This window comes from Pantoea sp. X-Soil-ISGK-259, from assembly GCF_059730705.1.
Window position 1 is genome coordinate 3,511,948 of record NZ_AP035986.1, and the last position, 11,722, is coordinate 3,523,669.

Below are 11,722 nucleotides of genomic sequence, written 5' to 3' on the forward strand. Positions count from 1 at the left end.
ATCAGAGAGCAATCGGGAACAGTGCACCCAGGATCATCGCGCCGAGAATCGCACCGCCGGTGATCGGCTTGTTCCAGAGATAGAACAGCAGCGCACCCAGCAGCGAACCCAGACCAATCGGAATCGAGGCCGCCATGGCGGACAGGATAATCAGCGGACCCAGAAAGCGCCCTGAGGCATTACCGGCTCCCATCATCACGTCTGCGCCGTAGGTGGAGTCGCTCTGATTGATGGTGAATTTACGCGCCAGAATAATCAGGTAGCCAATCGCCACACCAATCACCAGGCCCGTCACCAGCGAGGCCGCAAAATTCGCTACCGGAAAGACGATGCCCGCGCCCAGCAGCAGTGCCGGCACGCCCAGGCCGACGCCGGTCTGAATCGCCCCGCCGATATCCAGAATGCCCACCAGTGAACCTTCAATAATGCGGGCAAACAGGAAACTGGCACCAAAAGCGGCGACTGCGCCGTAGACGCCGGTCTCCATGCCTGCGCGCAGCATCGACACAAATGCCACTTCGTTGAACGCGCCGATGCCGTAGAGGTAATACATGTGCGTCCCGGCAAAGACACCCGAGGAGAGCAGGCCAACAAAGATCGGGAAAGACCAGTCGGCATACCAGAAGCCTTTATTTTCGTTCATCGCATCGCCTCTTATTTGCCGCTGACTGAGTTGTGGATCATGTCGAGCCAGCCGGGAATGCCGAGCTGGAAGGACTGCAGCAGCTTCATATCGAAACCACGGAAGAAGCCGCTCAGCACAAACAGCAGCACGATAGCGGTCATCATCACTTTGGTAACCCGATTCCAGCCGCTCTCTTCCACCCCTTTGCCGATCAGAATACCCAGCACCAGCCCAGGCACGGCGTTGCCCATGATTAGCTGTGCCAGACCGCCAAAAATGGTGGCCCAGAAGCCTGACTTTTTACCTGCGTCGATTGCTGCCAGCCAGAAGATTACCGGCATCACCGTGTTCACCAGCAGGTTAGCGGCGGGCACCAGCACTTTGACTGCGGTAACCTGCAGCGCAGCGGGAACAGCTGACGCGGTAGAGTTGAGAAAGGCAACGACGATCATGCCGATAATGCCGCAGGCGATGGCCATTTTTTTCGGGTCGTGCAGCGTCTCTGCCACATTACGATTCTTCACCATCAGCGCGGCCGCGCCCCAGTTTGGGATGATGCGGTGATCGACATCCTGCGTGAATGAACCGGCTGCAACCGACGATGCCCAGGCATTGAAAAAGAAGCCAAGACCAAAGGAGAAATGAGAGGCCGGATCGCCTTCGCACGAGTTCAGCTCGCCCAGCGTACGAAAGGCGCCCATGCCCTGGGTGGTGGGCGCGTGGAACATGCGTGCAGCACCCGCCCCCACACCCACACCGACCAGTCCGCCAATGATCAACGACTTAAACAAAATGATTAAAAACATGTTGTTGTACCTTGTTGTCGTTTTTACCCATCCTGCCTCAGCGCCCGCGTCGCTCCGGTCTTAGCGTCGCGCTATCGCGACAGCTGAGATTCGGTTCAGTAGCGGGCTGATGTAAACAGGTTCTGTTTTACGATGCCGCCGTAAACGTCACCCGTTCGGTGTCGAAAACGGTGACGCTGACAGTGATCTCCAGGGTGACGCTGAAGCTTCGCCGCTGACGTGCCAGAAAGAAGAAGAGAAACTTCTCGGTTTTGACGCTCTCCTGCGCGCACAGCACCCGGACATCCTGCGGTTCGATGCGCAGCAGAATTTTTTGCGTCGCGCGCAGAACCTGGTTTTGCACCCGACTCAGCGCGTCTGCAAAGGCTTTCGCTTTGGTATCGCCTTTGCCTTCGACCGTCACCTGAGTAACGTATTGTTCTTTCATAATCAGCTGCCGTGCTTCTTGTTCCAGGCCTGCACCAGCCGCTCGCCTAACTCTTCTTTATCCATGAAACCAAAACCCAGTACCGTGGCACCTTCATTAATGGCGGTGACGCCCTCATCGATAGAGCGCATACCATGCTTTGCTTTGTAGCCATATTTGTTCTGGGCGGTAATGGCGCCAGCGCCGCCGCTGCCGCAGAAGGAGATACCGAAATCGGCATTTTCTGCCTTCATCACGTCACCCAGTTTCATATCAGCCGCCACACCGGGTACCACAACAGCACGGCCACCTGCTTTTTCGATGCCAATAGCCACTTTCTGGCCTTTACCTAAACGATCGCCAATCACTACTGTTACCATGTTGGCTTCCTCTCTAGTTGTTGGATCGCGCGACTTCAATATGCACTGACAGCAGCCAGGCCTCTTCCCGGGGCAGATTGCCAAACAGATCGACCACCTGCTGCGCCAGTGCCACGGTTTCCGGTGGAATATCTTCAAACAGCTCCGCTTCCACGTCCGGCAGCGGCTCTCCGCTCAGCGAGCGTGACGCCATGGCGCCGACATGGGATTGCAGCATCTGCTGCTGGACCGCGTTGGGCTGAATGCCATGCTGCTGATAGAGCGCCGCAATCTGCGTCATTACGCTGTCAGCCAGTTGCTGCACTTTCTCCGGTGACGCTTCATACACCGGGACGCCCTTATTGCTCACCTTGCTACTCCTGTTAAATCGGATAATTCGCGTTAAAAATAAATTAACGGTCATCACCCCGACTGTGGAGAGGCAACATTTCCAGCAGTAAGTGGAAATTGACGTGAAGGTTGTGCGTCAGATCGCAGCCTGCACGCTTTGTGCGACAGGCGTCGCATAATGCGCAAAATGCGGGTTTTAACAGGTAAAGGCGACGATGTTGTGCGGCGACAGGCGCGTTGCAAGAGGCTTTACGGCGCGGTAATAAGCAGAAGTGATGGTAAAAATCGCCGGTCAGGGTGACCGGCGATCTGATTAACGGAATTTCTTATGGTTGGTATTGCGGATGTCATCAAATTTAGCAGCTTCGCGCTTAGCGCCATCCACGTTGTTGGCTTTCGCCAGTGCACTGACCACGTCGATCTGCGCAATCAGCGAATCGAGGCCCGCCTGATAATCTTTGACCTGCGCGCTGTCAGCAGGCTGACCTTCCAGCTTATCCGGCGTTGATTTTTTGGCATCCTGCGCCGCGGCACGCATTTTGGTTAACGCCTGCTGCATCTCCTGAGCATTGTCACTTTTCTTGACGATTTTCAGGTTCGCATTCAGCGTGTCCATATCCTTTTCCAGATCCGCCGCATAGAGGCTGACGCTGGAGAACAACAGAGAAGCCGACAACATTGCAATCACATGCTTACGCATCATTATTTCCTTTTTATTGTGATGAAAAAAAAGCAGCCTGCAGGCTGCTTCAGAAATCCATCTTATTGTCCCGCTATTTTCATCTCAGGCAGTAACACGGAACCGCACTGGATATTACTGCGGGTTTCAATATCGTCACCAATGGTCACCATGTTGCGCCACATCTCTTTGAGATTTCCGGCGATAGTGACTTCGCTGACCGGGTACTGAATAACGCCATTCTCGACCCAGAAACCGGCTGCACCGCGTGAGTAGTCCCCAGTAATGGCGCTGACGCCCTGGCCCATCAGTTCAGTCACCACTAATCCGGTGCCCATCTGCTTCAGCAGTTCGTCAAAGCTGTGGCCCTGGCCCGCAATGCGCCAGTTATGGATGCCACCAGCATGACCGGTGCTGGTCAGGCCCAGTTTACGGGCTGAATAGCTGGTCAACAGCCAGGTCTGCAGCACACCATTTTTGATGATGTCGCGCGCCTGAGTCCGCACCCCTTCGCTGTCGAATGGCGTGGAGGCGAGCCCTTTCAGCAGATGCGGCTGCTCATTAATAGTGAGCCACTCCGGCAGGATCTGCTGCCCCATGGAATCCAGCAGGAAGGTCGATTTACGGTACACGCTGCCACCGCTGATCGCGCCCACCAGATGACCAAACAAGCCGGTCGCCACTTCAGAAGCAAAAATCACCGGGGCTTTCATGGTCGGCAGTTTACGCGGAGCCAGACGGGAGAGCGTACGGCGTGCGCACTCTGCACCCACCCACTCCGGGCTTTTCAGATCCTCAAACGCACGGCCAATGGTATAGGCGTAATCACGCTCCATATTGCCATCCTGCTCGGCAATGACGCTGCTGGAGAGCGAGTGGCGGCTTGAGCAATAGCTCTGCAACATACCGTGGCTGTTGCCAAAGACTTTGATGCCGACGTGGCTATTGAAACTGCCCCCTTCGGTGTTCGTAATACGCTTGTCTGCACGCAGCGACGCCTGCTCCGCCTGTGCCGCCAGTTCAATGGCGCGGTCGGCGTCAATCTCCCACGGATGGTAGAGATCCAGGTCCGGCGCATCATACGCGAGTAACTCCGCGTCAGCCGGGCCGGCAAACGGATCGGGCGACGTGTAGCGCGCAATATCAATCGCCGCCTGCACGGTGCGTTTGATGGCGTCCGGACTGAGGTCGGTCGATGAGGCGCTGCCTTTACGATTCTGATGATAGACGGTGATGCCCAGCGCACCATCGCTGTTGAATTCGACGTTTTCCACTTCGCCATAGCGGGTGCTGACCCCGATGCCGGTAGTTTTACTTACTGCCACTTCCGCGCTGTCAGTGCTTGCTTTAGCCAGTTCAAGTGCCTGCGCAATGGCCTGCTCCAGGACTTTTCGCTGTTCTGCAACCTGAGTAGATACGTTCATCGACCTGCCCATAATCTTATGTGTGAATGATTTGAGTCTATCAGAGTCAGAGAACAATTTCGCAGTCACCCGATAAACTGGTACGATTAGCCTCTTTTTTTTGGGAGCCCGGAAATGACCAAACAGCCCGATGAGTGGCTCGACGATGTGCCAGATAATGACGAAGAAGAAGATGAAGAGATTATCTGGGTCAGTAAGAGTGAAATTAAACGCGATGCAGAAGAGTTAAAGCGCCTGGGTGCCGAACTGGTTGATCTGGGTAAAAACTCGCTGGATAAAATCCCGCTGGATGAGCGCCTGCGTAACGAAGTTGAACTGGCGCAGCGCATTAAGAAAGAGGGTCGCCGCCGTCAGCTGCAGCTGATCGGTAAACTGCTGCGCAGTATAGATGTGGAGCCGATTCGTGTTGCGCTGGACAAGCTCAATAATCGCCACAATCAGCAGGTTGCGCTGTTCCATAAACTGGAAATGTTGCGCGATCGTCTGATTGAGCAGGGCGATGAGGCGATGGGCGATGTGATCGCGCTCTATCCCGAAGCCGATCGTCAGCAGTTACGCAGCATGATTCGTAACGCGCAGAAAGAGAAAGCGGGCAATAAGCCGCCGAAGTCTGCACGTCAGATTTTCCAGTATCTGCGCGAGCTGGCCGAAGCGAAGTAATGCCATGGCAGACGTGCTCAGACGGCGCACGGCCAGGGCAGGAAGTCTGAGCGGATTTGTAACGGCAAGAGATGAAAGGATTTACCAGGATTTTCCTGCAAAATAAGCGCCCTGTCGGGCGCCTGTCATATCAGGCCAGCCTGTCCAGCAGCTTCTGATGAATACCGCCGAACCCGCCGTTGCTCATGACCAGAATCGTGTCGCCTGGCTGAGCGGCTTTGACCACCATTTCGACCAGGGTATCGATATCCGCACTCCAGTGCGCAGGCGGTATACACGCTTCTGCCACGTCTGAAACCTGCCACGGAATATGGTGAGGCTGGAACAGGAAGACCTCATCAGCCCGCGCCAGAGACGGGGCCAGATCGTTTTTGCTGACGCCCATCTTCATCGTGTTGGAGCGTGGCTCCAGTACCGCCAGGATACGTGCTCTGCCGCCCACTTTACTGCGCAGCGCAGCCAGTGTTGCCAGAATCGCGGTCGGATGATGCGCGAAGTCATCATAGACTTTGATGCTGTTCACTTCACCGCGCAGCTCCAGCCGGCGACGTGCATTAATAAAGGTGTTCAGCGCCTGGCCTGCATCTTCCGGCTTCACACCGACATGCCGCGCGGCCGCAATCGCCATCAGGCCATTGTGCATGTTGTGTTCGCCAACCAGGCCCCAGTTCACTTCCCCGACTTTTTCGCCGTCGAGCCAGATTTCCCAGTGAGAGGCATCGTTGGTCAGCTTCTTCGCCTGCCAGCGCCCGTGCTCGCCAACGCTCTCCTGCTCACTCCAGCAGCCCATCGCCATTACCTGTTTGAGGTTAGGATCATGTTCCGGCAACAGGATCTTGCCCTGACCCGGCACGATCCGCACCAGATGGTGGAACTGCTTCTGGATCGCCCGCAGATCATCAAAGATGTCAGCATGATCAAACTCAAGGTTGTTGAGGATCAGGGTACGCGGACAGTAATGGACGAACTTGGAACGCTTGTCGAAAAACGCGCAGTCATACTCATCCGCTTCAATGACGAAGAATGGACTTTTTCCTAATTTTGCTGAGACATCGAAGTTTCCTGGTACACCACCAATAATGAAGCCGGGTTCAAGGCCGCATGCCTCGAGAATCCACGCTGCCATGCCTGCTGTGGTGGTTTTACCGTGGGTTCCGGCCACTGCCAGTACCCAGCGATCGCGCAGCACAAAATCGTGCAGCCACTGTGGGCCAGAGAGGTAGGGAATGTTGCGTTCCAGTACGGCTTCCACGCAAGGATTACCCCGCGTCATCGCATTGCCGATGATGACTAAGTCAGGCATCGGATCCAGCTGGCTGGCGTCATAACCTTCCGTTAATTCAATGCCTTGCTGTTCGAGCAGGGTACTCATTGGCGGATAAACGTTGGCGTCTGAACCGGTCACCTGATGACCAAGTGAACGTGCCAGCATCGCCAGACCGCCCATAAAAGTGCCACAAATCCCGAGGATGTGAATGCGCATAACATGATCCATTACTCAAAAGTTCGGCGCACAGTGTAACGCCGCTCGCAGACGGAAGAAACGGATTAGGACTATGGTTTTTGAAGTTCATTCGGCTAAACTGCGTACGCATCCGTTGGCAGACTGTTACGCGTGCTGCCACTCCATCGAAGATTCAGGGAATGTGTTATGAAAACGTTGGGCGAATTTATCGTCGAGAAGCAGCACGACTTTCCGCACGCCACAGGTGAACTGACGGCGCTGATTTCAGCTATCAAGCTGGGTGCCAAAATTATCCACCGCGACATCAACAAAGCCGGTTTAGTGGATATTCTCGGTGCCAGCGGCGTGGAGAATATTCAGGGTGAACAGCAGATGAAGCTTGATCTGTTTGCCAACGAAAAACTGAAGGCAGCACTGAAAGCACGTGGCATCGTCGCCGGTATCGCTTCTGAGGAAGAAGACGAGTTCGTTATCTTTGAAGGTGAGGAAAACGGTAAGTACGTGGTGTTAATGGATCCACTGGATGGTTCTTCTAACATCGACGTTAACGTTTCCGTCGGCACCATTTTCTCTATTTATCATCGCGTTAGCGAACCCGGCACGCCAGTGGTTGAAGCGGACTTCATGCAGCCAGGCAACAAGCAGGTTGCTGCCGGTTACGTGGTCTACGGCTCATCCACCATGATGGTTTATACCACCGGCGCAGGTGTGCATGCGTTTACTTATGATCCGTCACTGGGTGTATTCTGCCTCAGTCACGAACGTATGACCTATCCGCCAACCGGATACACCTATTCGATCAACGAAGGTAACTACATTCGTTTCCCGCAGGGTGTGAAGAAATATCTGAAGTTCTGTCAGGAAGAGGATCTGCCAACGCATCGTCCTTATACCTCACGTTACATCGGCTCGCTGGTTGCGGATTTCCACCGTAATCTGCTGAAAGGCGGTATCTACCTCTATCCAAGTACCGCCAGCCATCCTCAGGGCAAGCTACGTTTGCTGTATGAGTGCAACCCGATGGCGTTCCTGGCCGAGCAGGCGGGCGGTAAAGCGACCGACGGTCAGAGACGTATTCTGGATATTCCACCGGTCACGCTGCATCAGCGCTGCCCGTTCTACTGCGGTAACGAGGCGATGGTGAACGACGTTGAGCGTTTCCTGGCTGAGTTCCCGGATTGCCGTCAGGGTTAATCCGGAAGTAGTATAAAAAGTCATGTAGAAAGGGCGCGATTTCGCGCCCTTTCTGTTTTTTACGCCGTCTGCAATCTGAACTGCGCCATCGTTGACTGAAGCTGGTCGGATTGTGCTTCCAGCGACTGAGTCGCAGCCGTTGCCTGCTCCACCAGCGCGGCGTTCTGCTGAGCTGCCGCATCCATCTGCGTGACGGCCAGATTGACCTGCTCAATACCACGGCTCTGTTCGTCGGAGGCCATCGAGATCTCTTTCATCAGTGCCGTGACGCGCATCACCTCACCAGAAATCTCATCCATGGTTTCCCCGGCGCGCGTCGCCATCTCACTGCCCTCTTTCACCCGAGACTGGGAGTCACTGATCAGCGTGCGGATCTCTTTGGCTGCGTTAGCACTGCGCTGTGCCAGCGTGCGCACTTCATTTGCCACCACCGCAAAGCCACGGCCCTGCTCGCCTGCACGCGCCGCTTCCACGGCGGCATTGAGCGCCAGGATGTTAGTCTGGAAAGCGATGCCATCAATCACGCTGAGAATGTCGCCGATACGATTGGCGCTTTCGGTGATCTCATTCATTTTTTCCATCACGTAGCTGACGACCTCAGCGCCGCGATCGGCAGTATCGGAGACCGCGCTTGCCAGCTGGTTCGCCTGCTGAGCATTTGTGGCGTTAAGTCGCACGGTGGCTGTAAGCTGCTCCATACTGGCCGCCGTCTGCTCCAGCGAGGCGGCGGACTCTTCGGTGCGCTGAGACAGATTGACGTTACCGGCCGCCAGTTCACGGCTGCCGATGTCGATCTGCATACTCGCTTCACGCACCTGACTCACTGAGGTCCGCAATGAGTCCTGCATCCCGCTCAGTGCATGGTTAAGCCGGCCCAGCTCATTGTTGCTGGACGGTGGCAGCGCCTGCGACAGATCACCCGCCGCGATCTGCTCAAGATGGACAATCGCCTGGTTCAGCGGCTGCAGCAGCATCCGGCGCAGCAGTTGCCAGGCAAGCACCAGCAGCAGCAACGTTAATATCCCTGCCACACCGATCAGGATTTTCATTTTGGTTTCGTTTTGGGCCGCCTGCACCAGCTGAGCCTGCGTGACCTGGTCAGCAAACTGGCTGAAGTCAGTGACCGCCTTATCGTAACTGGCCGCCAGTGTTGCCAGGTTGCCTTCCAGCAGCTGGTAATATTCGTCGGTATATTGCTTATCCAGCGCGTCCATCATCGGTTTGATGCCCTGGTCGAGATAGGCTTTGTAACTGGCTGAAACCGCATCCGCCAGCATCTTACCGTGCGCCGTCACCGTTCCTGCGTCCACAAAGCGCTTCAGGTTGAGTTGTGATGACACCACATCCGCCTGTGAGAGTTTTGTAACTGCCGCGCCCTCTTCCAGCATACCAATTTCAATTTTACGCACTGCCAGCGCCGCGTTAGCGCGGGCACGCATCAGATCTGAATTGCTCTTATAAAGACTGTTCAGCTCGATCCCCTGAATGCGGTTAACCACATCCAGCGAGCGGTTTCCTTTGTTAATTGCCACGATACCCATAGAACTCACCGCCAACAGCAGCAGTGTCATAAATGCCAGCAAAGCCAGCAACCCCGTGCGAAGTGATAACTGTTTCATCCTGATAGTTTCCGTGTATGTGAAAAGGCGAATTTCAAGCGGCCTCAAAGCGGAGGAATTATCGGCAGTAACGGTCCGAAACTTTAACGCTGATTAGTGTTAACAACTTGATCATCACAGAAACATCCATCAAGCTGATTGCCGCCCATCCGTTATCCGGAGAAAAGAATGAAACCAGGTTTGTTTCTGATGCTGATCTGCCTCAGCACATCGGCGCTGGCAGAGGATATGCCGTCAGACGCTTCGCCTGATCGCTGCCTCAATAATGCCTCAACGACTCTTGCAATGAATCAGTGCTACGCGGCAGCAAGCAAGGTCTGGGATCAGGCGATGAATAAGCAGTACAACAAGCTGATGAAAACGCTCTCCGGCGAACCGAAGAACAAACTGCGTGCCGCTCAGCGTGCCTGGCTGAGCTACCGCGACAGCTGGCTGGAGGCGAGTCGCAGTCAGCTCAGTTCTCAGGGAACACTGGGTAGCGTGGCCCTGAGCGCGCAGCATCTGAGCCTGGTACGTAATCAGGCGCTGATGTTGCAATCACTTTCTAAAGGCAGTTGTGCGAATCCCGATGACTGCTGATCGATAACTGGCTTTTGCACTGGCGGAAGTCAGTGCGTTCCATAACCTTCAGGGAGAAACCATGGCTGCTTACGCCTCGACCATCATTCTGATTTGCCTCGCCGTGCTGAGTTATTTCGTACACAACAATGCGGTCACAATTTCGATTCTGGTGCTGCTGGCGATTAAAATTACCCCGCTGGCGCAGTTCTTCCCCTACGTCGAAAAACAGGGCATTACCTTAGGCATCATTATTCTTACTGTGGCAGTCATGGCGCCGCTGGCCAGCGGCTCATTGCCCGCCTCCGCCTTAATCAAATCCTTTGCCAACTGGAAGTCGATTGTGGCGATTCTGGTGGGGATTTTTGTCGCCTGGCTGGGCGGTCGTGGCGTGAATTTTATGAGCGTACAACCCTCTGTAATCGGAGGTCTGCTGATTGGTACGGTGATAGGCGTCGCGTTCTTTCGTGGCGTGCCAGTAGGGCCACTGATTGCCGCAGGCATTGTTTCACTGTTTGTGGCAGCTAAGTAGCGTTTGGGCGCATTCCGAAACGCCAAAAAGGGGGCATACATTCAGAGTCAGTTGGCTATAATAGCCGACACTCAACATACGACTACTGAAGGAATACCAGATGAGTTTGAACCAGGTGCCAGCAGGTAAAGACCTGCCAGAAGATATCTACGTTGTCATTGAGATCCCAGCGAACGCTGATCCGATCAAATATGAAGTTGATAAAGAGTCTGGTGCCCTGTTTGTAGACCGTTTCATGTCTACCGCCATGTTCTATCCGTGCAACTACGGTTACATCAACCATACCCTTTCTCTGGATGGTGATCCGGTTGACGTACTGGTTCCAACCCCGTATCCACTGGTCCCAGGCTCCGTGATCCGCTGCCGTCCGGTTGGCGTGCTGAAAATGACCGACGAGTCTGGTGAAGATGCCAAACTGGTTGCCGTTCCGCACACCAAGCTTTCTAAAGAGTACGATCACATCAAAGATGTGAACGACCTGCCAGAACTGCTGCGTGCACAGATCACCCACTTCTTTGAACACTACAAAGATCTGGAAAAAGGCAAATGGGTGAAAGTGGATGGCTGGGATAACGCCGAAGCCGCTAAAGCTGAAATCATCTCCTCTTATGAGCGCGCACAGAAGAAGTAATTCTGCTGCCGGTTTGTAAGTCGAAAAAAAAACACCGTCCAAATGGACGGTGTTTTTGTTCAGGCCTCTGGCTCCTCATCACGCTTTAGCCAGTCACCACTCATAATGCGCAGGCGTCCTGCCACTGAGCGTTGATAGACATAAAGCCATGCACTGCCAAACGGCGTCTGAGTCAGAAATCGTTTGTACTCTCCCCCTTTGGTGCGAAGCGCATCCAGCTCCGCCAGGGTTGAGGCATCAATGCGGTACACCTCACAATGTACCGCTCCATTGCCCTCTATTACGCCGGGATAATGGCCCAGACTATACAGCTCAAAGCCTTCAATCTGGTGATCACCCAGCCACTGCGCATTGGTCATCCAGTGACTGTTTCCCTGTTTGCGCCGTAAACTGCCGTAGACAATTATTCGCAT

General features: G+C 54.6%; 15 protein-coding genes. 5 read left to right on the forward strand and 10 right to left on the reverse strand.

Features of this window, described 5'->3' with window-relative positions; translation table 11 throughout:
• Position 1: 1 nt before the first annotated feature.
• The 7 genes from AC6I77_RS16660 to pmbA all read right to left on the reverse strand — a co-directional run bounded on the left by AC6I77_RS16660 (position 2) and on the right by pmbA (position 4,650).
• Complete coding sequence (locus AC6I77_RS16660) at positions 2 to 643, reverse strand: DUF4310 family protein (RefSeq protein ID WP_008925779.1); 642 nt, start codon at positions 641 to 643, stop codon at positions 2 to 4.
• A gap of 11 nt (positions 644 to 654) precedes the next feature.
• Positions 655 to 1,431 carry a DUF4311 domain-containing protein gene (locus tag AC6I77_RS16665; RefSeq protein WP_008925780.1) on the reverse strand — a complete coding sequence of 259 codons (777 nt, stop codon included), beginning with the start codon at positions 1,429 to 1,431 and terminating at the stop codon, positions 655 to 657.
• A gap of 127 nt (positions 1,432 to 1,558) precedes the next feature.
• Positions 1,559 to 1,858 carry a DUF4312 family protein gene (locus tag AC6I77_RS16670; RefSeq protein ID WP_003855530.1) on the reverse strand — a complete coding sequence of 100 codons (300 nt, stop codon included), beginning with the start codon at positions 1,856 to 1,858 and terminating at the stop codon, positions 1,559 to 1,561.
• A gap of 2 nt (positions 1,859 to 1,860) precedes the next feature.
• Positions 1,861 to 2,217 carry an SFCGS family glycine-rich protein gene (locus AC6I77_RS16675; protein ID WP_003855529.1) on the reverse strand — a complete coding sequence of 119 codons (357 nt, stop codon included), beginning with the start codon at positions 2,215 to 2,217 and terminating at the stop codon, positions 1,861 to 1,863.
• Positions 2,218 to 2,230: 13 nt separating this feature from the next.
• Positions 2,231 to 2,566 carry a glycine dehydrogenase gene (locus AC6I77_RS16680; RefSeq protein ID WP_003855528.1) on the reverse strand — a complete coding sequence of 112 codons (336 nt, stop codon included), beginning with the start codon at positions 2,564 to 2,566 and terminating at the stop codon, positions 2,231 to 2,233.
• A gap of 294 nt (positions 2,567 to 2,860) precedes the next feature.
• Positions 2,861 to 3,247, reverse strand: a complete 387-nt coding sequence (gene cybC, locus AC6I77_RS16685; protein WP_003855527.1) for a cytochrome b562 — start codon at positions 3,245 to 3,247, stop codon at positions 2,861 to 2,863.
• Positions 3,248 to 3,309: 62 nt separating this feature from the next.
• Positions 3,310 to 4,650 (reverse strand): metalloprotease PmbA, encoded by a 1,341-nt coding sequence (gene pmbA, locus AC6I77_RS16690; protein ID WP_039659416.1) that lies wholly within the window; start codon positions 4,648 to 4,650, stop codon positions 3,310 to 3,312.
• A gap of 114 nt (positions 4,651 to 4,764) precedes the next feature.
• Here pmbA and yjgA point away from each other — a divergent pair, with 114 nt between their 5' ends.
• A complete protein-coding gene (gene yjgA, locus AC6I77_RS16695; protein ID WP_003855525.1) occupies positions 4,765 to 5,310 on the forward strand; it encodes a ribosome biogenesis factor YjgA in 546 nt (181 codons plus the stop codon).
• A 130-nt stretch (positions 5,311 to 5,440) separates the two neighbouring features.
• Here the strand turns inward: yjgA and mpl are convergent, their stop codons facing one another.
• Positions 5,441 to 6,793 (reverse strand): UDP-N-acetylmuramate:L-alanyl-gamma-D-glutamyl-meso-diaminopimelate ligase, encoded by a 1,353-nt coding sequence (gene mpl, locus AC6I77_RS16700; protein ID WP_003855524.1) that lies wholly within the window; start codon positions 6,791 to 6,793, stop codon positions 5,441 to 5,443.
• A 168-nt stretch (positions 6,794 to 6,961) separates the two neighbouring features.
• Between mpl and fbp the strand changes: the two genes are divergently transcribed.
• Entirely contained in the window at positions 6,962 to 7,969 is a 1,008-nt protein-coding gene (gene fbp / locus AC6I77_RS16705) for a class 1 fructose-bisphosphatase (RefSeq protein ID WP_003855523.1), read from the forward strand.
• 59 nt (positions 7,970 to 8,028) lie between these two features.
• Here the strand turns inward: fbp and AC6I77_RS16710 are convergent, their stop codons facing one another.
• The gene (locus AC6I77_RS16710; RefSeq protein WP_003855522.1) at positions 8,029 to 9,588 is read right to left on the reverse strand and encodes a methyl-accepting chemotaxis protein; all 1,560 of its coding nucleotides are present in this window, start codon (positions 9,586 to 9,588) and stop codon (positions 8,029 to 8,031) included.
• A 168-nt stretch (positions 9,589 to 9,756) separates the two neighbouring features.
• Here AC6I77_RS16710 and AC6I77_RS16715 point away from each other — a divergent pair, with 168 nt between their 5' ends.
• The 3 genes from AC6I77_RS16715 (at position 9,757) to ppa (ending at position 11,309) form a co-directional block, all read left to right on the forward strand.
• Complete coding sequence (locus AC6I77_RS16715; protein ID WP_039659418.1) at positions 9,757 to 10,167, forward strand: lysozyme inhibitor LprI family protein; 411 nt, start codon at positions 9,757 to 9,759, stop codon at positions 10,165 to 10,167.
• 61 nt (positions 10,168 to 10,228) lie between these two features.
• Positions 10,229 to 10,678, forward strand: coding sequence for a DUF441 domain-containing protein (locus tag AC6I77_RS16720; protein WP_003855520.1), 450 nt, complete (start codon positions 10,229 to 10,231; stop codon positions 10,676 to 10,678).
• Positions 10,679 to 10,778: 100 nt separating this feature from the next.
• On the forward strand, positions 10,779 to 11,309 hold the full coding sequence (gene ppa / locus AC6I77_RS16725; RefSeq protein ID WP_003855519.1) for an inorganic diphosphatase: 531 nt from the start codon (positions 10,779 to 10,781) through the stop codon (positions 11,307 to 11,309).
• Between the two features lie 59 nt (positions 11,310 to 11,368).
• On the opposite strand, the gene AC6I77_RS16730 is transcribed toward ppa, so the two are convergent.
• On the reverse strand, positions 11,369 to 11,722 hold the full coding sequence (locus AC6I77_RS16730) for a gamma-glutamylcyclotransferase family protein (RefSeq protein ID WP_497817158.1): 354 nt from the start codon (positions 11,720 to 11,722) through the stop codon (positions 11,369 to 11,371).